This is a genomic window from Streptosporangium sp. NPDC050855, from assembly GCF_044456585.1.
Taxonomy (GTDB): Bacteria; Actinomycetota; Actinomycetes; order Streptosporangiales; family Streptosporangiaceae; genus Streptosporangium; species Streptosporangium longisporum.
This window is the reverse complement of the sequence record NZ_JBITFY010000001.1, coordinates 1,097,664-1,119,525: the sequence shown is the minus strand read 5'-3', so window position 1 is coordinate 1,119,525 and position 21,862 is coordinate 1,097,664. Positions and strand designations below refer to the sequence as shown.

Here is a 21,862-nt window from a genome sequence, read left to right as displayed (position 1 = left end):
ACGCCGGTCCGAGAGACGCCGGTCGGGGAGGGCGGGCATCTCACAGTCCCTGGGTGTGGTGCCGGCCGCGCAGCATGGCCGTGATCTTCGGCGCGGCCTCCTTCAGGATCGCCGCGGCCGGGCGCTCGCCGCTCTCGATCTCCTGCAGGGCCGGGGTGAGCACGTCGGAACCGATGACGGTCATGTCCCTGATCCGGTTGCCGAAGGCCGGTACGCCGTGGTCGCGCGCGTAGTCGACGACCGCGGTGCGGAACTCCGGCGGGTGGGAGTCGTTCCTGGTCCAGGAGTCGATGGCGGCCTGGTCCTCGTAGTACCTGCGCTCCTGGGGCATCCACAGGCCGCGCGCGTACAGGTCGACGTGGCGGGGGTCGATGTGGAAGGCGAACAGCTCGACCGCCTCCTCCACGTGCTTCGTGCCGGCGAACACGGCCGAGGCGCCGGCGACCTGCGCGGTGGTGTACGGCCGCTCGTACACCGGCAGCACGCCGATGCCGTAGTCGACCTTGCTCTCGTTCATGTCGAGCAGGCTCCAGTGCCCGTCGACCACCATCGCCACCCGCCTGGTCTTCAGCAGGATGCTGGTGCCGGGCACGTCGTCGCCGGTGGCCGCGAGCTGCCCGGGACCGGGGGCGACGCGGTGCTCGTAGATCAGGTCCTGGAGGTTCTGGAAGACCTCGATCGCCTCGGGGGCGTCGAGCAGGCACCTGCGGCCCGCCTCGTCGGCGAAGTCACCGCCGTTGCTCCGCAGGAACCCGTACCAGGCCGGGGGGTAGGTCAGGCTGCAGGAGATCCCGAACCTCCTGATCCGCCGGGGGTCGAACCCGGACTCGTCGGGGTGTCTCCCGTCCTGGTCCACGGTCAGCCTGTGGGCGTTCTCGACCAGCCGGTCCCAGGTCCAGGCGCTCGCCGCCAGGGCCGGGGGCGTCTCGGCCCCGGCCTCCGCGATCGCCGACCTGCTGTACCAGAGCAGCTCGATCTCGTTGGCGGTCGCGACGCCGTGCAGCCTGTCCTGCCCCGACCAGAGGTAGGCGTCGGGGAGGTAGCCCGCGAGCTGCGGGTACTTCGTCAGGTACGGGAAGAGGTTGAGCAGCTTCCCCTGCTCGCCGAGGCGGAACGACATCGCCATCGGCACGTATCCCACGTCGGGCATCCGGTTCCCGGCGACCAGGGTGTTGAGCTTCACGTCGTACTCGTCGGGGGTGAACAGCGCGGAGACCTTCACCCCGGGCTTCCTGCGCTCGAACTCCCGGAGCATCGCGGCGACGGCCTTCTGCTCGAACGCCGAGCCCCAGTACATGAACTGCAGCGACGCCCTTCCCGCCCTCTCGGCCCCGCCGCCCACGCCGCAGGCCGCCGTCGCGGCGCCGAGGGCGGCCAGGCCGCCCATCCTGAACAGGTCCCGTCTTCTCATGGGGTGCGTCCTTGCGCGAGGGGGATCCAGACCCGCATGGCGCCGCCGTCCCGGTTGTCCCACTGGTGGTAGGGGATCGCCGTGGCGGTCGTTCTCGTGCCGGGCCGGGTGACCGCGGGAGGGCCGGCCGGGAGACCGGCCGGGAGGGTGGAGTACGGCAGGCCCGCGGGCGGCGCGGGGGGAAGGCGCACGGCGTCCGCCTCGATCAGCACGGTCCTGCCGACCCCGGGCAGGCCGTACGGGTCGGGCCGGTCGACGACGCGCAGCGGCGTGCAGGGCTCCAGCGCCAGGTCCTCGACGTCGGCGTCCTGGTCGGCCTGCTCGAAGCAGTAGACGAGCGGCCCCCGCTCCACGGCCACGCACCCCCGCAGCGCGTCGATCCTGCGGTGCGGGTGGACCAGCCGGGGGGACATGTCCAGGTCGAGGGTGAAGGTGTCGCCCGGCCGCCACGCCCGCCGGATGGCGGCGTAGCCGTCCGGGCCGGGGGTCAGGTCGCCCGTCGCGCTCCACGCGGGGATCCGCAGCCTCAGCGTCCGGACGGTGCCGGGCGCCTCGCGGACGGTGAAGACGATCCGGCCGTCCCACGGGTAGTCGGTCTCGACGGCCAGGGTGATCGCGCCGGCGCGGATCAGGCCGGGCACGTACTGGTGGACCGACAGCCCGTCGTCGTCGGCCGTGGCCACGTAGTGGCCCAGCGAGGAGACCAGCCGCATGATGTTCGGCGGGCAGCAGGCGCACGCGAACCACTCCCGGCGCCTGCCCAGGTAGGCGTCCTCGACGAGGTCGGTCCTGCGCTGCAGCGGGTTGACGTAGAAGAACCGGGTGCCGTCGGCGGAGGTGGAGGCGGCGAAGGCGTTGTACAGCGTGCGTTCGATCAGGTCGGTGTAGCGGCCGTGCCCGGTGGCGAGGAACAGCCGCCAGCTCCAGTGGACGCTCGCGACGGCCGCGCAGCTCTCGTTGTAGGCGCGGTCCGGGGGCAGCTCGTAGCGCTCGCCGAACGCCTCGCCGTCGTGCCGCGAGCCGTGCCCGCCGGTGACGGAGGTCTTGGTGGCGACCATGTCCTCCCAGCGGCGCACCGAGGACTCCAGCAGCGACGCGTCGCCCGTCTCGACGGCGACGTCGACGACCCCGGCGTCCAGGTACAGCTGCCGCACGGCGTGCCCGACCGGGGTGCCGGCCTCCCGTACGGGCAGGTGGTCCTGCGCGTAGAGCGGCCCGGTGCCGACCTCGGCGACCAGCCCCTTGCCCCGGGCGTCGACCAGCCCGGCCGCGAGATCGAGGTAGGGCCGGTGACCGGTGAGGCGGTACAGCTCGACCAGGGCCGTCTCGACCTCGGCGTGCCCGTCGAGACCGCCGTGGCCGCCGGTCAGGAAGACGTCCACGAGGTGGTCGGCGAAGCGGCGCGCCACGGTGAGCAGTTCCTCGCCCGCCTCCTCGCCGCAGCCGGTCCTGACGGCGGCCACCGCGGCCTGGAAGAGGTGCCCGGCGCAGTACATCTCGTGGCTGTGCTCCAGCTCGGCGAAGACCCTGTCCGGCTTGACCGTCTGGTAGTGCGAGTTCAGGTAGCCGTCCGCGCGCTGTACCCTGGCCAGCAGGGCCGCGGACTCGGCGACGAACGCCCGGTGGGACCCGTCCGGGTCGCGGCCGTGCTCCCAGGCGACCGCCTCCAGCAGCTTGTACAGGTCCGAGTCCTGGAAGCGGTAGCCCCGGTACGGCCCGTCCCCCTCCCCCGCGGCCCACCTCAGGTTGGACAGGACGCCGGAGCTCTCCATCCTCTCCCGGCCGAGCGCGATGCCGGCCTCGCGGTTGATCCGCTGCCATCGCCCGAAGGGTCCCCCGCCGATCTCGACGTCGTCGACACCGAGCGGCCGTCGCGTGCCCGCCGGGGGGACCACCGGACCGCGGATCTGATCACGTACGTCAGGCATCGCACTCCCGAAAAATTGGGAATAGGTTTTCTCCCCGGACGGTAAGATGTGACACATCACCCGTCAAGACCCACCCTCGACGGCTGCTTGCGTACACGATCCTGAAAACCTTTTCAGCAATTGCCTGTCGCTTCTACCTGGGCTTATTCTCCGGCGGCGTCGCCCATGAGAAAAGTGAGTCTTGACGAGGTATCGGTTTTCGCCAACACTCGGGTCCAACCGAAAGTGAACACCGCGTGACACGCACCGCGCGTCTCCTCCCGGTACGCCGTGTTAGCGCTAACAACACTCCCGCTCAGACCCCCCAGGAGCGTTCACCCATGAGACGACGCTGGTCGGCGATCATCGCCGCGGCCCTCGGGCTCTCCCTCGTCATGACCGCCGGCGGTTCCGCCACCGCCGCCGCGCCGATCACCACCTCGATCTACACCGCCGACCCGGCCGCGCTGGTCGTCGGGGACACCCTGTACCTCTACACCGGGCACGACGAGGCACCGGCCGGCGGCACCAACTTCGTCATGCGCGACTGGCACGTCTTCAGCTCCGGCGACGCGACCACCTTCGTCGACCACGGCGCCAGGCTGTCGGTGCCGAACTTCTCCTGGGCGGGAGGCGACGCCTGGGCCGGAGAGGTCGAGCGCGGCGCCGACGGCAAGTACTACTGGTACGTCTCGATCAACGGCAACGGCCCCGGCTGGATGAACATCGGCGTCGCGGTCGGCGACAGCCCGACCGGGCCGTTCACCGACGCCAAGGGCGGGCCGCTGGTCAGCGACTCCACCCCCAACTCCTCCCCGCTCAACATCGACCCCACCGTCTTCACCGACGACGACGGCCAGGTCTACATGTACTGGGGCTCCTACTACGGGCTGCGCGCCGCCCGGCTCAACGCCGACATGACCTCCATCAACGGCCCGGTCGTCACCCCCGCCGGCGTGAGCAACTTCTGGGAGGCCCCCTGGATGTTCAAGCGCAACGGCGTCTACTACCTGGCCTACGCCGCCAACGACTCCGGCTGCTCGGCCCCGGGCTACGCCTGCGTCCGCTACGCCACCGCCTCCAGCCCCATGGGCCCGTGGACCCACCGCGGCGTCGTGCTGGACCAGGTCTCCTCCACCACGAACCACCCGGCGATCATCGAGTACAAGGGCCAGTGGTACATGGTGTACCACAACGCCGCGGCCCCCGGCGGCGGCAACTTCCGCAGGTCGGTCACCCTGGACAGGCTGTCCTTCAACGCCGACGGCACCATGCGGAAGGTCGTCCAGACCACCGGCCCCACCGGCCCGGCCAACCTCGCCCTCAACGCCACGCCGTCCACCTCCTACGTCTCCCCCTGGGAGACGCTCGGCGCCGTCAACGACGGCTTCACCCCGGCCGGCTCGGCCGACCGCAGCCACGGCGCCTACGGCAACTGGGACCACCAGGGCACCGAGTGGATCGAGTACCGCTGGCCCACCGCCCAGAACGTCAGGTCGGTCAGGACCTACTGGTTCGACGACGACCAGGGCATCGACCTGCCGGCCTCCTGCCAGGTGCAGTACTGGAACGGCGGCGCCTACGTGAACGTGCCCGGCCAGTCGTCCTGCGGGACCGCGGCCGACACCTTCAACACGACCACGTTCGGCCAGGTCAACACCACCCGGCTGCGGATGAGCATCACCTCCAGGCCCGCCCTCTCCACGGGCGTCCTGGAGTGGCAGGTCTTCTCCTAGACCGCGTCCCCGCGTCCCCGCGTCACCGGCACCGAAGAATCGAGGTCGTATGTCATGAAACGCCTGTTCGTATCCCTCCTGCTCCTCGCCTCCGCCCTGGTCGCCGTGCCGACGCCCGCGGCGCAGGCCGCGCCCACCGTCACGGTCGTCGACATGTTCGGCAGGACGATCAACGACCACGGGGTCCAGCTCGTCGACTGGCAGGGCTACCTCGCCAACCCCTACATCGAGCTCACCGTCCGCCCCCCGGAGGGCGTGACCTATCCCGTCACCGTCGACCTCAAGGCCGAGGGCACCTCGCGCCTGATGATGGACTTGCCCAGCCAGCTCACCGCCACCGGCGCGACCAAGCGGCTGACGTTCGCGAACGCCGCGGAGCAGAAGGTCTTCCGGCTGGCCATCCACTCCAAGCGCGGTCCGGGCCAGGACGAGCTGTACACGCTCCGGCTCACCACCACCGACGCCGGCAGGCAGGTGTACACCCAGTCCATGCCGATCAGGGTGCAGCAGGACGAGAAGACCGCGCTGCAGCCCTCCATCCCCGTCACCTTCGACTACCGCTACGACACCATCACCGGGTACTTCTCCCAGCCGGCCTTCCGCACCGCGGCCGAGGAGGCGGTCAAGGACTGGTTCCGCTTCTTCGACATGGCGCCGTTCGACACGGTCGCGGCCGGGGCGGAGAACAACCACCTGCCCGGCAACGAGTGGCAGAACACCGTCAACGTGACCAACGACCGGGCCTACAACGGCATGTACGTGTTCTTCCGCGGCATCCAGAGCCCGCACTCCACCGGCTACCCCGCGCGCAACGGCAAGTACCACACCCGCCAGGGGCAGCAGCTCCCCGGCCCGCTGCACCGGTCCACCGCGATGATCTTCGAGTACGACGAGGCGGGCAAGCAGCTCTTCACCTCGCTCTCGGACGAGGACTGGTACAAGACGGAGATCCAGGGCTCGGTGCTGGACGTCCACGGCCTGGTCATGCACGAGTACGGCCACGCCGTCGCCTACCACAGCGACTGGGCCGGCATGCGCGCCTACGTGGACTCCGGCGGCGTGAACGACCAGGACGTCATCGCCTACCAGGGCCGCGCCGTCCCGCTGGAGTCCGGCTACCACGTCCCCGGCACCCAGCCGTACTGGGACCGTCTCAGCGGGCAGAGCGGCGGCTGGTCGCACATGTTCCCCACCCGCCGCTGGATGCTGACCAAGCTCGCCCTGCTCGTGGCCGAGAACGCCGGGTGGCGGATCAACCGCGACCTCACCCCGTTCCTGCCGCCGTCCATCGTCACCACCGCCCTGCCCCGGCCCGTCGCCGGTCAGGCGTACCAGCAGACGCTGGCCGCCAAGGGCGGCGTGCCCTTCTACGACTGGAGGATCACCTCCGGGAGCCTGCCGCCGGGACTCACCCTGAACCGCTTCACCGGCGCCATCACCGGGACCACCACCTCGACGGCCCCGGCGACCTTCACCGTGCAGCTGCGCGACCACGACCGGATGAGCACCCCGGTCACCAGGACCTTCACCCTCGGAGCCGGTGCGGAGCAGAACCTGGCCACCGCCGCGACCCCGTCGGCCTCCTACACCTCCCCCTGGGAGAGCGTCGCCGCGATCAACGACGGCATCGTCCCGGCCTCGTCCGACGACACCGTCAACCCGCGCTGGGGCACCTGGCCCGAGACCGGCACCCAGTGGGCCGAGCTCACCTGGCCGTCGGCGCAGACCCTCCGGTCGGCGGAGGTCTACTTCTTCGACGACGGCCAGGGCGTCGACAGACCGGCGTCGTGGAGACTGCAGTACTGGAACGGCACCGCCTACGCCGACGTGCCGAACCCGAGCGGCTATCCCGTCGCCGCCGACGCCTTCAACCGGGTCACCTTCGGCCAGGTGAGCACGACCCGGCTGCGGGTCGTGCTGAACGGCGATCCAGACGCGGTCGGGCTGTTGGAGGTGAGGTCCTTCGCCTGACCCGCCGCCGGTCCGGCCCGTACGGACCGGACCGGCGGACGCGTGCCGGGGACAGGGGCGCGGCGGGAGGGCGGCTCAGGGAAGAACCGCCTCCCAGCGAGCGACCAGGACCCTGTCCCCGGCCCGCACCCCCACCTCGTCCCCCGGGCCGCCCAGGGCCGCCCGCACCGCCTCCGCCTGCTCTCCCCGGTACTCCCGGACGCCGTGGTTGCCGGACGTGATGGGGGTGGGGACGTCCCCGGGCCAGGCCGCCTCGCGGCCGGTCCGGGTGTTCGGGTCCTCGTACATGGTGACCGTGATCGGCCCGGTGCGGTCGGGGGTGCCGGTGGAGCGGATCCGGGCGGTCAGCGCGCCGAGACGGTCGATCGCGGCGACGATCCTCGCGTCCTCGGCCGTCGGGGACCCCTCCAGCCGGGTCTCGTGGGTCCTGCCGGCCGCGTCCACCACGGTGACGACGGCGAAGGGCTGGTCGGTGGCGCCCTCGGTGCGGTCGAGCGTGCCCTCCCGCCCCGCCAGGTCCGCGGTGAGCCCGGCCCGCAGCTCGCGCAGCTCGGCCCGCGGCAGCGTGACGGCGACCAGCTCCCCCTTCCGCAGGGACAGGGCCCGCCCTCCGGCGGTGACGCTCATGGCGTCGCCCCCGTCGCAGGTCATCCCGAGGCACCGGTGGAACCGGACCACGACGTCGGACGGCCGGTCCCCGGGGACCCCGGCGCCTTCGGTGCTCCCCGGGGTGCCCGGGGTGCCCGGGGTCTCCGTGCTCCCGGTGCTCCCGGCGCCTTCGCCGCTCCCGGTGGGCTCGACGGTCGCGCCGCTCACGGTGCCCGTGGGTCCCCCGGAGCAGCCAGCCAGCAGGAGCAGGAGCGTGACGGCGGCCAGCAGTATGCGGATCACACCCTCGGAACGGATCGGGCGCCCGCGCGGTTCACCCGCCCGGCCCCGTCACCCGACCCTCCCCGCTCTCCTGCGGGACCTGCCCTCCGAGCCTCCGGGGGCCTGCGGGACCTGCTCTCCGCGCCTCCGTGCACCTGCTCTGCGGGTGGAGCCCCGGGTTCGGAGCGTGTGCCCGGGTCAGGCCGGGGACTGCTCGGCGGCCTCGGCCGTCCGCCTGGCCCAGCGGTAGTCGGCCTTGCCCGCCGGGGAGCGGACCATCTCCTCGACGAACGCGAACGTCCGGGGCACCTTGTAGCCGGAGATCCTCTCCCGGCAGTGGGCCCGCAGCTCCTCGGCCGTCGGGGCCGTCCCCGGGCGCGGTTCGATCACCGCGGCCACCCGGCTGCCCCACCGCTCGTCCGGGACGCCGGTCACCACCGCGTCGAAGACCGCGGGATGGCCCTTGAGGACCGCCTCGACCTCCTCGGGGAAGACCTTCTCCCCTCCGGTGTTGATGCAGACCGCCCCCCTGCCGAGGATCGCGATCGTGCCGTCCTTCTCGACCGTGGCCATGTCCCCGGTGAGCAGCCAGCGCACGCCGTGCCGGTCGGTCACGAAGGTACGGGCCGTCTTGGCCTCGTCCCTGTAGTAGCCGGAGGCGATGCGGCCGCTCCTGGCGATGGTGCCCACCTCGCCCGAGCCCGGCACGACCGGTTCCAGGGACCCGTCGAGCACGGCCAGCCCGGCGGTGGGGTTGGCCTGGTAGCGCAGCCCGGCCTCCGGGGAGGAGCCGGGGACCGCCGAGGCGGTGTAGCCCGACTCGGTGGAGCCGAAGCTGTCGATGATCATCCGGCCGGGGAGCAGTTCCTCCAGCCGGGCGCGTACCGACCCGCTGAGGATCGCGCCGGTGGAGCTGAGCACGAACAGCGACGACAGGTCGTACGCGCCAGTCGCGATCTCGTCGGCCAGCGGCCGGGCCATGGCGTCGCCGGTGATGTTGACGCTCAGCACCTTCTCCCGCTCGATCATCCGCAGCACCTCGGCCGCGTCGAACTTCCGCACGTACGCCATGGTGCCGCCCATCCACCAGGTGATGAACGTGGCCATCTGGGCGGCGCCGTGCATCAGGGGGGCGACGGCCATCATCGTCATCGGGCCCGCGGTGACGGCCGCGTCGATCACCTCCTGCGGGCTGGTGCGCGGCTCGCCGTAGGGGTTTCCGCCGCCGAAGGCGAAGAACAGGTCCTCGCTCCGCCACATCACGCCCTTGGGCATGCCGGTGGTCCCGCCGGTGTAGATGATGTAGAGGTCGTCGGCGGAGCGCGCCGGGAACCCGCGGGTCTCCGGCTGATCCGCCAGCGCCTCCTCGTAGCGCACCGCTCCCTCGACCGTGGCGGGGCCGCCCACCGCGACCAGGTGCCGCAGGGCGGGCACCCGCGGCACCACGGCCGCCACCCGGTCTGCGAACTCCACGTCGTACAGCAGCGCCACGATGTCGGAGTCGTCGTAGAGGTAGAGCAGCTCGGCCTCGACGTAGCGGTAGTTGACGTTGACCGGCACCGCCCGGAGCTTGAGCGCCGCCAGGATCGCCGCGACGTACTCGACGCCGTTGTACAGGTGCACGCCCACGTGCTGCCCGGCGCGCACGCCGCGGTCGTGCAGGAAGTGGGCGAGCCGGTTGGCGTGCGCGTCCAGCCCGGCGTAGGTCAGGCGGCGTTCGCCGCAGACGACGGCCACGCGATCCCCGATCGCGTCGGCGAGTCCTTCGAACAGATCCGCGTGGTTGAACTCCATCGCACCCCTCCTGGGGGATCAGGGTTTGTCGCTGCCGACCATCCACATCGCGAAGAACTGCGCGCCGCCCCCGTAGGCGTGCCCGAGGGCCCGCCGGGCCCCGTCGACCTGGTGCTCCCCGGCCATGCCGCGGACCTGGAGCGCGGCCTCGGCGAACCGGATCAGCCCGGAGGCGCCGATCGGGTTGCTCGACAGCACGCCGCCCGAGGGGTTCCACGGGATGTCCCCGTCCAGGGCGGTGGCCCCGGACTCGGTGAGCTTCCAGCCCTCCCCCTCGGCGGCGAAGCCGAGGTTCTCCAGCCACATCGGCTCGTACCAGGAGAAGGGCACGTACACCTCGGCGACGTCGATCTCCCTGCGCGGGTCGGTGATCCCGGCCTGCCGGTAGACGTCGGCCGCGCAGTCCTTGCCGCCCCGCGGGTTCACGGTGTCGCGGCCCGCGCGGAAGATCGGCTCGGAGCGCATGGCGGTGCCCAGCACCCAGGCGGGGGTGGTGCCGGTGAGCCTGTCGGCCGCCGCCAGCACCATCGCGCAGGCGCCGTCGGAGGACGGGCAGGTGTCGAGGTAGCGGATCGGCTCCCAGAGCATCGGGGTCGACTCGACCATCCTCAGGTCGATCCCGGGGATCCTCAGGTGCGCGTACGGGTTCCTCAGCGCGTTGAGCCGGTCCTTGACGGCCACCAGGTGGCCGACGTGCCCCGGGGCGCCGGAGCGGCGGATGTACTCGCGGATGTGCGGGGCGAAGTAGCCGCCCGCGCCGACGACCAGCGAGGCGCTGAACGGCAGGTGGGTGGACAGGGCCCAGGTGGCGTTGGACTCCGACTGCTTCTCGAACGCCACCACCAGCACCCGCTCGTGCACGCCGCCCTGGATCAGCGAGGCGCCGACGAGCGCGGTGGAGCCGCCGACCGAGCCCGCGGTGTGCACCCGCATCATCGGCTTGCCCGCGGCGCCCAGCGCGTCGGCCAGGTACGCCTCGGGCATCATCACGCCCTCGAACAGGTCGGGCGCCTTGCCGATGACGACCGCGTCGATGTCCTTCCAGGTCAGGTCCGCGTCCACCAGGGCGCGCTGGGCGGCCTCGCGGACCAGCCCGGCGATGGAGACGTCGTGCCGCTTGGTCGTGTAGCGGGTCTGGCCGACGCCGATGACGGCGCAGGGGTCACCACTGCTCATGCTCGCTCACCGTTCCTCGCTCGCTTCCCCGGTCGCGCGGGCCCCGCCGCCCTCAGCGGCTCCACCGGCTCCATCGGCTACGCCTCCATCACGGCGACGAGGTTCTGCTGCAGGCAGGGGCCGGCCGCGGCGTGCCCGATGACGCGGTCCGCGGTGCCGTCCAGGATGCGCCCGGCCGCCTCGCCGATCCTGATCAGGCCGGTGGCCATGACCGGGTTGGCGGCCAGCGGGCCGCCGCTGGGGTTGATCCGGGTGCCCTCGGGCAGCTCCAGCGCCCGGCGCAGCACGACCTCCTCGTGGCTGAACTGCGCGTGCAGCTCGGCCACGTCGACGCCGCCCTTTCCGACCCCCGCGGCCCGCGCCGCGCCGGCGGCCGAGACCGACCGGGACAGGTCGCGCATGCCCAGGTAGTGCGGCTCGATCCGGTGGGCGATCCCGGTGATCCAGGCCGGGCGCTCGGCGAGCTCCCCGGCCACCTCCCCGGCGGCCAGCACCAGCGCGGCGGCGCCGTCGGTGATCGGCGCGATGTCGTACGGCCGCAGCGGCGCGACCTCGGTCTCCGCTCCCTCCGGTTCCGGCAGGTCCAGGGCGTGCGGGTTGGCCCGGCCGTCGGCGCGGCTGCGCCGCACGATCTCGTCCAGCTCGGCCCGGTCGGCCCCCACCGCGGACGCCTGCAGCGCCGCGAAGGAGACCTGGTCCAGGCCGAGCGGGGCCAGGTAGTACGGGTCGAGCTGGAGCGTCATGATCTCCCGCAGGTCGCCCAGGGAGGACTTGCCGAAGCCGTAGACCAGGGCCGTGTCGACGTCGCCGTGCTGGAGCCTGACCCACGCCTCGTACAGCGCCCAGGCCGCGTCCATCTCGACGTGGCTCTCGGAGATCGGCGGCCAGGCGCCGAGCGCGTCCAGCGCGGAGACGAAGGAGAACGGCGCGCCCGCCAGGTAGTCGCACGACCCCGAGCAGGTGAAGCCGAACGTGCGCAGCCCGGTGGCGGCCCTGACCTCGTCCAGCGGCGGCAGGATCAGCTCGGACTCGCTCTGCCCCTCGTCGACGGCGCTGTGCCGGGTCTGCGCGAACGCCACGATCGCTATCTCGCGCATCTACAGCTCCACGTCCGGCTCGCCGGTGGGGGTGAACCACCTGATGTTCGACATGGACATCGTCCGTTCCTCCTCGGGCACCCACACGGCCCGCACCCGCATGCCCTGGCGCACCTCGTGCGCCGGGACCCCGCCGACCAGCGCGATCATCGGGATGTCGGTGCCGTCCAGCCGGATGTACGCCGAGACGAACGGCACCTCGGGGGCGCGCGGGTCGGGCAGGTTGTTGATGGCGAAGGTGGTGATCGTGCCGGTGTCCGGGACGACCGTCTCCTCGGTGATCGTGACGCCGCACTCGGGGCAGGAGAGCCGGTAGGGCACGTAGACCTTCCCGCAGGTGCCGCACCGGCAGCCGATGAGCACGCCCTGGGCGACCCCTTCCAGGAAGCGGGTCAGCGCCAGGCCGGGGGTGACGGTGTACTCGACGCGGACCTCGGAGACGATCCTGGTGACCTCGGGCACGAAGCTCTCGATGTCGGTGATGTGGCCGGTGCGCGCGGCCCGCCAGCGGGGGCGGACCCGCAGCCCCGGACGCATCGCCTTGACGTCTCCCGCGTCCACCGCGTGCACCAGCGCGGTGTCGGCGCCGTCCAGCCGGATCAGCGCCCAGGCGAACGGCCGGTCCAGCGGGTGGCCCTTGCGCGGCGTGTTCACCCACGCCCAGCTCTCCACGGTGCCGGCCGGGCCGACCTCGGCGTACTCGCCGGTGACCGCCTCGCCGGTGTCGGGGTCGTACTCCAGCGGGGGCACCAGCGTCCGCCCGGTGGCCGTGCGGACCCCGACGAGGCGCCCGTCGCGCAGCTCGGTGAGGAAGCGCCCGATCACCGGCCCGGTGGTGCGGGTGTAGCCGCCGGGGAACTCCAGCACGTGCGTCGCCCGCAGCGCGCCGCCGTCCCCGCCGTGGTCGCCGCCGTCGCCGGGGTGCCCGGCGGTCTCGCTAGATGGCACGTTCGCGTCCCTCCCAGTACGGGTCACGCAGCTTGCGTTTGAGGAGCTTGCCGTTGGGCTCGCGGGGCATCTCCTCGATGAAGTCGACGGAGCGGGGCCACTTCATCCTCGCCAGGCGGCCCCGGAGCGACTCGACCAGCTCGGCGGCCAGCTCGGGCGAGGGGGTCACCCCGGGGGCGGGCTCGACCACGGCCTTGATCTGCTCGCCCCACTCGTCGTCCGGGATGCCGAACACGGCCACGTCCGCGACCTTGGGGTGAACCATCAGCTCGTTCTCGATCTCGGCCGGGTAGATGTTGGTCCCGCCGGAGATGATCATGTCGGCCTTGCGGTCGCAGAGGAAGAGGAAGCCCTCCTCGTTGAGGTAGCCGATGTCGCCGACGGTGAAGTGGTCGCGCAGCCGGTTCGCCGCGGTCTTGGCCGGGTCGCCCTTGTACTCGAAGGCGACCCCGGCCATCTTCATGTAGACGGTGCCGGGGGTCCCGGCCGGGACGGGCTCCAGGTCCTCGTCCACGATGAGCAGCTCGCTGATCGGCCAGGCGGTGCCGACCGTGCCGGGGTACCGCCTCCAGCCCTCGGGGGTGGCGATGGTGCCGCCGCCCTCGGTCGCGGCGTAGTACTCGTAGATGCAGTCGCCCCACCATTCGAGCATCGCCCACTTCACCGGGACCGGGCAGGGGGCCGCGGCGTGGATCATCCACCTGAGCGAGGAGAGGTCGTACTTCGCCCGCGTCCCGGCCGGGAGCGCGAGCAGGCGCTTGAAGTGGGTGGGGACCATGTGGGAGCTGGTGACGCGGTACCTCTCGCAGAGCCGGAGCGTCTCCTCGGCGTCCCACCTGTCCATGTAGACGAGGGTGTGCCCCATGTGCAGGGCCGTCCCGCCGAACTGGGTGACCGCGGTGTGGTAGTTCGGCGAGGTGACCAGGTGGGCGTTCTCCCCGAGCGGGGTGACGCCGAACAGGGTGAGCAGGAACGTCATCAGCTCGGCGGCGTCGTCGGGGTCCAGCCCGCTGAGGGGGCGGCGCACCCCCTTGGGCCTGCCGGTGGTGCCGGAGGTGTAGTGCATGGTGGCGCCCGCGGTGCGGTCGGCCGGGGCGGTGTCCGGCCGGCCTTCGGTGAGGTCCGAGACCGGCCGCGCCCCCTCCACGCGGCCGAACGCGAAGACGCGCTCGGGGGCGATGCCGGACGCGGCGGCGCCGCGCATGCCCTCCTCGGCGTGGCGCTCGTCCACGAAGAAGGCCCCGGCCTCGCTGTCGGCGACGATGTAGCCGATCTCGGGGCCGGTGAGGTGCCAGTTGATCGGGGTGTAGTACCACCCGGCCTGGAGGGCGGCCAGGTAGAGGACCAGCCCGTCGGAGCCGTTGGGCACGAGCCCGCACACGCCGTCGCCCGGCCGCAGGCCGAGGTCGCGCAGGCCGTGGACGAGCCGGTTGGCACGGGCCAGGAGGTCGCCGGCGCGGTGTTCGGTGCCGTCCGGGTCCACCGCGGCCACCCAGGCGGGGTCGGCGGCGGCCAGTCTCCAGAAACCGAGCGTGCCCATCGGCCGTCCTCTCTGTCGAAAGGCTCCGGGACCGTCAGGGTGAATCACGTTCTCTTTTTTGCTTCAACCCCTGGCGGAACGGGAAAGATGGAACAAGAATTCGTTCTTGTACGCATGGGCAGACTAACCCCGGGAGACATGCCGAGCAAGCGCTTGATACAAGCCACCGGTCCCGCCCGGACCTCGACTCTTTCACGCCCTGCGGCACCCGATCCAGGAGTGCCGGGCACGTGCTCGTGACCAACGGAGGTCGTCCCGTGGAGCTTCTGCCGATCAGCACCCCGCACTGCCGGATCGAGCGTGACGGCCACGTGGTCGTCGTCACCATGGACCGGCCCGAGGCGCGCAACGCCCTCTCCACGGACATGCTGGTCGGCCTGGCCGACGCCTGGGCGTACGTCTCGGCCGAGCCCGGGGTGCGCGTCGCCGTGCTGACCGGTGCGAACGGGACGTTCTGCGCGGGCGCCGACCTCAAGGCCATGGGCACCCCCTCTCAGGACCCCAGGGTCAGGGAGCGGGCCGCGGCCATCCCGGACTTCCACTGGAAGGGCCTGCTCCGCGACACCGGGGCGCTGCCGTCCAAGCCGGTCGTCTGCGCGGTCGAGGGGTACGCCGTGGCCGGGGGCACCGAGCTGCTGGTCGGCACCGACCTGCGGGTGGTCGCCGAGTCGGCGACGCTCGGCCTGTTCGAGGCGAGGCGCGCCCTGTTCCCGATGGGCGGCTCGGCCGTCCGGCTCCCGCGCCAGATCCCCTACGCCTTCGCCATGGACATCCTGCTGACCGGCCGGGCCGTCACCGCCGCCGAGGCGCTGTCCATGGGCCTGGTCAACCGGATCGTCCCCGACGGCCGGGCGCTGGCCGTCGCCCTGGAGATCGCCGGTCAGGTCGCCGAGTGCGGCCCGCTCGCCGTCCAGGCCATCCTGCGCACCTACCGCGAGACCCTGGGCATGGCCGAGGCCGAGGCGCTGAAGGTCTCCGACGGCCTGGGCTGGCCGGTGATCGGTTCCGAGGACGCCAAGGAGGGCTCGCGCGCCTTCCGCGAGAAGCGCCCGGCCGTCTACCTGGGCGAGTGACCCCCGGGCCCGTCCCTCACGGGCCGGGCCGGGGCGGTCGTGCCGGTCTCCCGCGAACCGGTGGACGGCGGGCCCCGGACACGGACCCGGCCGGTGCGGCCGGTGCGGTCGCGTCAGTCCTCCACGAGCTGCGGGACGGCGGGCTGCCGGCCGCACGGGGTGGTCCTGATCTCCTCCGGCCAGGCGAGGGCGATGCCGAGGGTCTCGGTCAGCGTCCGCCGGAAGTCGGCGAGCCGGGCCGGGTCGGAGCGGATCTTGCGCGGCGGCAGGCCGACGGCCAGCGCCTGCGCCACCAGCGCGCCCACGGCCTCGCCGATGCTCCACTCCACGGGGTGCAGCCGGTAGCAGCCGTTGGTGACGTGGGTAGTGCCGATGTTCTTGTTCGCGGGCAGCAGGTTGTCGACCCGCTGCGGCAGCAGCGCGCCGAGCGGGATCTGGAAGGGGTAGCAGTCGACGTCGACGTAGGTGCGGCCGGACGTGCTCGGGTGCAGGTCGATCCGGTACGAGCCCAGCCCGACCGCGTCGGCGAACACCTCGGACCCGGCGAGGGACCCGGCGAGGGACCCGCCGCCGGAACCCGCGCGCGCCTGGACCCCGACGTGCTGCTCCAGCACGGTGAACTCGGCCCTGATCCGCCGCGACTCGCGGACGTACACCGACTTGGCCAGGCCGTCCTCGGTGCCGACGAGGTCGGGACGCAACCGCAGGCCCGGGTACCCGGCCTCGGTCTGCATCCAGTACAGGAACGACAGCGACAGGTCGCGGGCACCGGCCAGCGCGGCGTCCCGGTCGGCGCCGGGGCCGATCAGCGGCCGGTCCCAGTAGTCGATCTGCGGCCAGTTCACCAGGGTGACGTCGCGGGAGATGACGCCGGGCTCGTACTGCTCCGCGGCCACGATCCGGCGGAAGTGCCACAGGTCGTGCTCCCCGGGGACGTGCCCGTTGTCGTGGAACAGGCCGCGCGAGCGTACCGACAGGTCGATCGGCTCCACGTCCGTCCAGGACAGCTGGGGTCCGGGCCAGAACGGGGGCCGGTGGGTGCTCCAGTGGGCGTAGCCGGCCGGGCGGTCGATCGTGTGGTCCTCGCCCGGACGGTACTCCAGCGGGAAGCACCAGCTGACGGCCTGCTGGTCGAGCGGGTCGGCCACGGGCGCGGCGTGCGGCTCCCCGGTGTCGGCGACGCCCTCGGCGCCCACCACGTGCTCGACCCCGGCCAGCGGGAGCAGGTCGCCGAGATCGGTGGCGTCCACGACGTAGTCGGCCGTCACGACCAGCTCGGTCCCGTCGGGCCGGGCGAAGGTGATCGCGTCGACCCGGTCTCCCGTCACCTCGGCCGCCACGGGCACGTGCCGCAGCAGGACGGTGACCAGCCCCGCGGTCCGGTACGGCGCAAGCAGCTCCTCGATGACGGCCAGCGCCGCCCGGGGCTCGTGGCACAGCCCGCTGACCACGCCGAGGCCCGGGTTGAGCAGGCGCTGCGCGGCCACCGGGGCGCGCAGCGGGTAGTTGCGGCGGTAGTGGCCGCGGATGCCCTCGCGCAGCCTGCGGTAGCTCGGCGAGGCGTAGCGCGACTCGATCCACGGGTTCTCGTCCGGCGGGACCGCCTGGGCGGTGAGCTGGCCGCCCAGCCAGTCGGTCTCCTCGGTGAGCACCACCCGCCGGCCGAGTCGCGCCGCGGTCAGCGCCGCGGCGACACCGCCGAGGCCCCCGCCGACCACCAGCACCGGCGCGTGCGTCTCCTGCATGATCATCCCTTCACGCCGCCCTCGGACAGGCCGGCGACGAAACTGCGTTGGTTGAAGACGAAGACGGCCAGGACCGGCAGCAGCACCAGCACCGAGCCGGCCATGGCGGGCCCGTAGGCGACGTTCCCGCCGGTCAGGAACTGGCTCAGGGCCAGCTGGACGGTCTGCGTCCCGGGTGAGCTCGTGATGACGAGCGGCCAGAGGAAGTCGTCCCAGACGGCGGTGAAGGCGAACACCGCGACGGTCGCGACCAGCGGTCTCGCCAGCGGCAGGTAGATCCTCCAGAAGAGCCGGAACTCGCTCGCGCCGTCGACCCGGGCGGCCTCGCCCAGCTCGTCGGGGAGGCCCATGAAGTACTGCCGGGCCAGGAAGACGTTGAGCGGCCCGATCAGGTGCGGCAGGGTCAGCCCGGCCAGCGAGTCGAGCAGCCCGGAGCCGCCCCGCCCGAGCAGGTCGTTCCCGCCCGCCAGCGGGATCCCCTTGGCGATCAGGAACAGCGGGATGACGGTCACCGCCACCGGCACCATCGTGGTCGCGACGATCGTCATGAAGATCGCGTTGCTCCCCCGGTAGGGCAGCTTGGCGAAGGCGTACCCGGCGAGCAGTGCGAACACGCAGTTGGCGACGACGACCAGCAGGGCGACGACCAGCGAGTTCGTCATCGCGGTGGCGAGGTTGCCCGCGTCCAGGGCGACGGAGAAGTTGTCCAGGACCGGGTCGTCCGGCAGCAGCCTCGGCTCGGCCGAGAACACCTCCGACTCCGGCTTGAACGCGATCGAGACCATCCACCAGAACGGGACGAGCACCAGCAGCGTGGCGATGACCAGCGCGACCACGGATCCCGGCCTGCGCATCACTTCCTCCCGTTCCCGCGCATCGCGACGAGCGCGAAGGCGAAGATCGCCGCGAACAGCACGAAGGCCATGGCGCTGGCGGAGCCGAACCGGTTGTTCTGGAACGCCTCCTGGTAGATCAGGTAGTTGGTGGTCGTGGTCGAGCCCAGCGGCCCGCCGCCGGTGAGGATGAAGATCTCGGCGAACGACTGCGACAGGTAGACGATGTTGATCGTGACCACGTAGACCATCACCGGCCGCAGGCCGGGCAGCGTCACGTGCCGGAACCGTGCCCAGGCGCCCGCGCCGTCCATCTTCGCGGCCTCGTACAGGACGCCCGGGATCGCCTGGAGCCCGGCCAGGAAGAGCACCATGTTGCCGCCGAGGGCCTTCCACACCCGCATGACCGCGACCGAGTGCAGGGCGGTGTCCTCGTCGAGGAGCCAGTCGCGGGGGGCGAGGCCGAGGGAGCCCGCGAGGTCGTTGAACCAGCCGTCCGGGGAGTACATCCACAGCCACACCAGGCTGACCGCCGTCAGCGGGACGATCCGGGGCAGGAACAGCCCGGCCCGCAGCAGCCCGATGCCGGGGATCCTCCGGTTGGCCAGCAGCGCCAGGCCGAGCGCGATGCCGACCGCGAACGGCAGCACCTCCGCGACGAACTGGAGGGTCACCCGCAGGGACTTCAGGAAGTCGGCCGAGCCGAGCAGGGCCGTGTAGTTGCCGACACCGACCGGCCGGGGCGCGCCCCGGTCGAGCGGGCTGTAACTGGTGAAGCTCAGGTAGAACCCGTACAGCACCGGGAAGAGCTGGAAGACGGCCAGGTAGACCAGGACCGGGGCGGTGAAGGCGAGCCCGACGAGCCTGCGGCGCCCGGTCGGGCCCCTGCCCGAGGCGCCCCGGGCCCCCCGGATCCCCCGGGGACCGGTCCGCGACGGTGCCGCGGGCCGGTCGCCGCCGCGCTCGGCAAGGAGCGCCATCACTGGGCCGCGAGGAGCGGCCCGGCCTCGGCCGCCGCGTCGTCCAGGGCCTTCTTCGCGGTCGCCTTCCCGGCCAGCGCCTCCTCCAGGTGCTTGTCGAGCACGTCGCGGACCTGCACCCAGGCCGGGACGTTCGGGCTGCCCTGGTAGGCGGGGGCGGCGTCGATGAACGGCTTCAGCAGCGGCTGCCCGGTGACGTAGGCGCCCTGGGCGGCCGAGGCGCGCACCGGGAGCCCGCCGACGGCCTCGGCGTAGCGCTCGTTCACGCCCTTGGAGACCATGAACGCGGTGAACTTCCAGGCGAGGTCCTTCCTCGCCGAGTCGGCGTTGACGAACAGGCCGGTGGTCGCCCCGCCGAAGGTCTTCGCCTCGGCGGACCTCAGCGGGGGCAGCACCCCGATCTTGGAGGCGAGGCCGGGCACGGCCTTGACCATCTGGAGCACCTGGCCCGCGGTCGCGGAGACCATCGCCGCCTTGCCGGTGGCGAGCGGGTTCTGCCCGGCGGGCTGGTTGGCGAAGTCGCGGCCGAGCTGGTCGCTGACCTTGGCGTCGCCGCTGTAGAGACCGGCGAAGTACTCCAGCGCCTTCACGCCCTCGGGTGAGTTCCAGGTGACCTTCCGGCCGTCCTGTGACAGCAGCGTGCCGCCCTCGGAGCCGATCAGCCCCTGGAAGCTCTGCACGCGCTGGATCTTGGCGGACTGGAGCATCAGCCCGGCCCGCTGGATCGTTCCACCGTCGCGGACGGTCAGCTTCCCGGCCGCCTCGGCGGCCTCGGCCCAGGTGGTCGGCTCGGTGACGCCGGCCTCCGACAGCAGGTCCTTGCGGTAGGCGACGAGGACGCCGTTGCCGCCCAGCGGGATCAGGTACTGCCTGCCTTCCACCCGGCCACCGGCCAGGTAGGGCGCGAGGTCGGTCCTGTCCTCGGCGGGCAGGGCGGCGATCCGGTCGTCGAGCGGCTCGATCCGCCCGGCCGCGGCGAAACCTGCGGCGGCGGCCGGGCCGTGGCCGAACACGTCGGGGGCGCTGTTGCCGGCGAAACCGGCGTTGAGCTTGGGCGACATCTGGGCCCAGTCGACGAAGGTGACCTGGACCTTCGCCTTGTTGGCGGCCTCGAACTCCGGCACCAGCCTCTTGGTGACGAGCTCGATCTCCGGGGCGGAGTTGCCGGGGAACCAGACGGTCAGCGCGGCGTTCGCGTCCCCGCCTCCCGCGCCGGTCGCGCCACCGGCGCCATCGGCGCCATCGGCGCCACCGCCGCCCGTCCCGCAGGCCGTCACGGCGAGAAGGACGCCCGCGGCGGTCGCGGCGGCGAGGAGTCCGCGCCTGTCGACGGACGTCCACCGGTTTGTGATCATGAGCTGCTCCTGTTTCGGAGGGTGATTCGAAAGGGGGAGGGGCGGCTCCCGGCGCTGGACCGCCGGGAGGTGGGAGGTGTTCGTTCGTGGCCGGGAGCCCGGCGGGCCGTCAGGTGGTCATCGGGAGCCGTGGGGCCGGTCGTGGTTCGTCGTCAGAGTCCGGGCGGGCCGATCGGGTGGCCGCCGGGAAGTGGGGTTCGGTCGTGGTCAGGATCCGGGCGGGCCGATCATGTGGTCGTCGGGCAGGCCGCAGGGCAGCAGGTGGTGCCGGTCGCCCGGGTCCCCGGAACCGGCCAGGATACGGGTGAGCATCTTCACCGCGCTGCGGCCCATCTCGTTGCGGGGGATCCGCAGGCTGCTCCAGCCGCTCTCGGTCATCGTCACCAGGACGACCACCGACATGTCCGCGGGAGCGGCCATGCCGCGCTCGGCCAGCGCGGCGACGAGCTGCCTGGCCAGGGGTTCGTTCTCGGCCAGGACGGCGGTGACGCCACCGGCGTGCGCGGCGTCGACCCAGGCCGGGTCGAGCTGCGACGTGACGTACATCAGCTCGGGCAGTCCCGCGTCGGCGCAGCCGGCCCGGTAGCCGGCCTCCTTGTCGAGGAAGACCTCCATCCGGTCCGGCCCGGTGACGTAGGCGATGCGCCGGTGACCCAGCGCGGCGAGCCTGCCGACGACCTCCCGGGTGGCGCTGGCGTAGTCGGCGCCGACCCAGGCGATCTCGGTGCCGGGCACGGTCCTGCGCCCTATGTGGACGAAGGGGTATCCCTCGGCGGCGAGCCGGGCCAGCTCGGTGGAGCCGGGCTCGACACCGAGCAGGACGCTGCCGTCCGCGAGCGCGAGCCGGTTCATCCCGTCGCTGTAGATCCGGCGGCGGCCGTCGAGGTCCTCGGTGGAGGCGAACAGCACCAGGTCGTAGCCGTCGGCGACGGCCTGCTGCTCGATGCCGACCAGGAACTCGTGGTAGAAGTCGAGCTGGTCGACCGGGAAGATCGACTCGAAGGTGTGGACGCCGAGCAGGCGGTTGCGCTTCCCGCGCAGGCTGCGGGCCGCCGGGTTGGCGGCGTAACCGAGCTGGCGCACCGCCTCCAGCACGCGCTGGACGGTCTGCTCCGGGATCCCGGTCTCCGGGCCCCGGCCGTTGACGACCGCGGAGACCGTGGCCTGGGAGACGCCCGCGAGCCTGGCAACGTCGGCCTGGCGGGCCCGGCGCCGTTGTCCCTCCATCACTCTCCTAATTCGTATCAGTTCAGCGGGGACAGCCATCAAGGGATGTTGGCTGATTCGTATTGGCGAAACCTTGCAAGACGGACGGGGCGCTGTCAACACCTTCGGCGAAAGGATCTCGAAACCTGCCGGAAGCCCGCCCTTGACGGTCGCGAAGCCCGGGGGCTACCTTCCCCCTACGAATCGGGGAAGCGCATGT

At 72.2% G+C, this 21,862-nt stretch carries 16 protein-coding genes; 3 read left to right on the top strand and 13 right to left on the bottom strand.

Annotation, left to right across the window (positions count from 1 at the left end; all coding sequences use genetic code 11):
- Positions 1-40 precede the first annotated feature (40 nt).
- Together ACIBCT_RS05010 and ACIBCT_RS05005 are read right to left on the bottom strand one after the other, a co-directional pair.
- Positions 41-1,411 (bottom strand): ABC transporter substrate-binding protein, encoded by a 1,371-nt coding sequence (locus ACIBCT_RS05010; RefSeq protein ID WP_399186060.1) that lies wholly within the window; start codon positions 1,409-1,411, stop codon positions 41-43.
- Positions 1,408-3,339 (bottom strand): glycoside hydrolase family 127 protein, encoded by a 1,932-nt coding sequence (locus ACIBCT_RS05005; RefSeq protein WP_399186059.1) that lies wholly within the window; start codon positions 3,337-3,339, stop codon positions 1,408-1,410. The genes ACIBCT_RS05010 and ACIBCT_RS05005 overlap by 4 nt, the downstream gene beginning before the upstream one ends.
- A gap of 320 nt (positions 3,340-3,659) precedes the next feature.
- Between ACIBCT_RS05005 and ACIBCT_RS05000 the strand changes: the two genes are divergently transcribed.
- Positions 3,660-5,054 (top strand): glycoside hydrolase family 43 protein, encoded by a 1,395-nt coding sequence (locus tag ACIBCT_RS05000; protein ID WP_399186058.1) that lies wholly within the window; start codon positions 3,660-3,662, stop codon positions 5,052-5,054.
- Positions 5,055-5,108: 54 nt separating this feature from the next.
- Complete coding sequence (locus tag ACIBCT_RS04995; protein ID WP_399186057.1) at positions 5,109-7,025, top strand: Ig domain-containing protein; 1,917 nt, start codon at positions 5,109-5,111, stop codon at positions 7,023-7,025.
- Positions 7,026-7,100: 75 nt separating this feature from the next.
- Here ACIBCT_RS04995 and ACIBCT_RS04990 read toward each other — a convergent pair whose 3' ends face one another.
- From ACIBCT_RS04990 to ACIBCT_RS04965, 6 genes are all read right to left on the bottom strand, one after another.
- The gene (locus tag ACIBCT_RS04990; RefSeq protein WP_399186056.1) at positions 7,101-7,916 is read right to left on the bottom strand and encodes a hypothetical protein; all 816 of its coding nucleotides are present in this window, start codon (positions 7,914-7,916) and stop codon (positions 7,101-7,103) included.
- A 177-nt stretch (positions 7,917-8,093) separates the two neighbouring features.
- On the bottom strand, positions 8,094-9,689 hold the full coding sequence (locus ACIBCT_RS04985) for an acyl-CoA synthetase (RefSeq protein ID WP_399186055.1): 1,596 nt from the start codon (positions 9,687-9,689) through the stop codon (positions 8,094-8,096).
- A gap of 18 nt (positions 9,690-9,707) precedes the next feature.
- Positions 9,708-10,865, bottom strand: coding sequence for a thiolase domain-containing protein (locus tag ACIBCT_RS04980; RefSeq protein WP_399186054.1), 1,158 nt, complete (start codon positions 10,863-10,865; stop codon positions 9,708-9,710).
- A gap of 77 nt (positions 10,866-10,942) precedes the next feature.
- A complete protein-coding gene (locus ACIBCT_RS04975; RefSeq protein WP_399186053.1) occupies positions 10,943-11,962 on the bottom strand; it encodes a thiolase domain-containing protein in 1,020 nt (339 codons plus the stop codon).
- Complete coding sequence (locus tag ACIBCT_RS04970; protein ID WP_399186104.1) at positions 11,963-12,844, bottom strand: Zn-ribbon domain-containing OB-fold protein; 882 nt, start codon at positions 12,842-12,844, stop codon at positions 11,963-11,965.
- Between the two features lie 55 nt (positions 12,845-12,899).
- A complete protein-coding gene (locus tag ACIBCT_RS04965; RefSeq protein WP_399186052.1) occupies positions 12,900-14,450 on the bottom strand; it encodes an acyl-CoA synthetase in 1,551 nt (516 codons plus the stop codon).
- Between the two features lie 257 nt (positions 14,451-14,707).
- Here ACIBCT_RS04965 and ACIBCT_RS04960 point away from each other — a divergent pair, with 257 nt between their 5' ends.
- Positions 14,708-15,523, top strand: coding sequence for a crotonase/enoyl-CoA hydratase family protein (locus ACIBCT_RS04960; protein ID WP_399186051.1), 816 nt, complete (start codon positions 14,708-14,710; stop codon positions 15,521-15,523).
- 113 nt (positions 15,524-15,636) lie between these two features.
- Here the strand turns inward: ACIBCT_RS04960 and ACIBCT_RS04955 are convergent, their stop codons facing one another.
- The 5 genes from ACIBCT_RS04955 to ACIBCT_RS04935 form a co-directional block, all read right to left on the bottom strand.
- The gene (locus ACIBCT_RS04955) at positions 15,637-17,268 is read right to left on the bottom strand and encodes an FAD-dependent oxidoreductase (RefSeq protein ID WP_399186050.1); all 1,632 of its coding nucleotides are present in this window, start codon (positions 17,266-17,268) and stop codon (positions 15,637-15,639) included.
- 2 nt (positions 17,269-17,270) lie between these two features.
- Positions 17,271-18,122 carry a carbohydrate ABC transporter permease gene (locus tag ACIBCT_RS04950; protein WP_399186049.1) on the bottom strand — a complete coding sequence of 284 codons (852 nt, stop codon included), beginning with the start codon at positions 18,120-18,122 and terminating at the stop codon, positions 17,271-17,273.
- Complete coding sequence (locus tag ACIBCT_RS04945) at positions 18,122-19,081, bottom strand: carbohydrate ABC transporter permease (RefSeq protein WP_399186048.1); 960 nt, start codon at positions 19,079-19,081, stop codon at positions 18,122-18,124. The genes ACIBCT_RS04950 and ACIBCT_RS04945 overlap by 1 nt, the downstream gene beginning before the upstream one ends.
- Positions 19,081-20,436, bottom strand: a complete 1,356-nt coding sequence (locus tag ACIBCT_RS04940) for an extracellular solute-binding protein (RefSeq protein WP_399186047.1) — start codon at positions 20,434-20,436, stop codon at positions 19,081-19,083. The genes ACIBCT_RS04945 and ACIBCT_RS04940 overlap by 1 nt, the downstream gene beginning before the upstream one ends.
- A gap of 207 nt (positions 20,437-20,643) precedes the next feature.
- Positions 20,644-21,663, bottom strand: a complete 1,020-nt coding sequence (locus ACIBCT_RS04935; protein ID WP_399186046.1) for a LacI family DNA-binding transcriptional regulator — start codon at positions 21,661-21,663, stop codon at positions 20,644-20,646.
- Between the last annotated feature and the right edge of the window lie 199 nt (positions 21,664-21,862).

Excerpts from the sequence above, each read along its gene's own strand:
- ACIBCT_RS05010 (WP_399186060.1), bottom strand. The coding sequence starts at position 1,411 with ATGAGAAGACGGGACCTGTTCAGGATGGGCGGCCTGGCCGCCCTCGGC.
- ACIBCT_RS04980 (WP_399186054.1), bottom strand. The coding sequence starts at position 10,865 with ATGAGCAGTGGTGACCCCTGCGCCGTCATCGGCGTCGGCCAGACCCGC.
- ACIBCT_RS05000 (WP_399186058.1), top strand. The coding sequence starts at position 3,660 with ATGAGACGACGCTGGTCGGCGATCATCGCCGCGGCCCTCGGGCTCTCC.
- ACIBCT_RS04975 (WP_399186053.1), bottom strand. The coding sequence starts at position 11,962 with ATGCGCGAGATAGCGATCGTGGCGTTCGCGCAGACCCGGCACAGCGCC.
- ACIBCT_RS04965 (WP_399186052.1), bottom strand. The coding sequence starts at position 14,450 with ATGGGCACGCTCGGTTTCTGGAGACTGGCCGCCGCCGACCCCGCCTGG.
- ACIBCT_RS04945 (WP_399186048.1), bottom strand. The coding sequence starts at position 19,081 with ATGGCGCTCCTTGCCGAGCGCGGCGGCGACCGGCCCGCGGCACCGTCG.
- ACIBCT_RS04935 (WP_399186046.1), bottom strand. The coding sequence starts at position 21,663 with ATGGAGGGACAACGGCGCCGGGCCCGCCAGGCCGACGTTGCCAGGCTC.
- ACIBCT_RS04985 (WP_399186055.1), bottom strand. The coding sequence starts at position 9,689 with ATGGAGTTCAACCACGCGGATCTGTTCGAAGGACTCGCCGACGCGATC.
- ACIBCT_RS04940 (WP_399186047.1), bottom strand. The coding sequence starts at position 20,436 with ATGATCACAAACCGGTGGACGTCCGTCGACAGGCGCGGACTCCTCGCC.
- ACIBCT_RS04995 (WP_399186057.1), top strand. The coding sequence starts at position 5,109 with ATGAAACGCCTGTTCGTATCCCTCCTGCTCCTCGCCTCCGCCCTGGTC.
- ACIBCT_RS05005 (WP_399186059.1), bottom strand. The coding sequence starts at position 3,339 with ATGCCTGACGTACGTGATCAGATCCGCGGTCCGGTGGTCCCCCCGGCG.
- ACIBCT_RS04950 (WP_399186049.1), bottom strand. The coding sequence starts at position 18,122 with ATGCGCAGGCCGGGATCCGTGGTCGCGCTGGTCATCGCCACGCTGCTG.
- ACIBCT_RS04955 (WP_399186050.1), bottom strand. The coding sequence starts at position 17,268 with ATGCAGGAGACGCACGCGCCGGTGCTGGTGGTCGGCGGGGGCCTCGGC.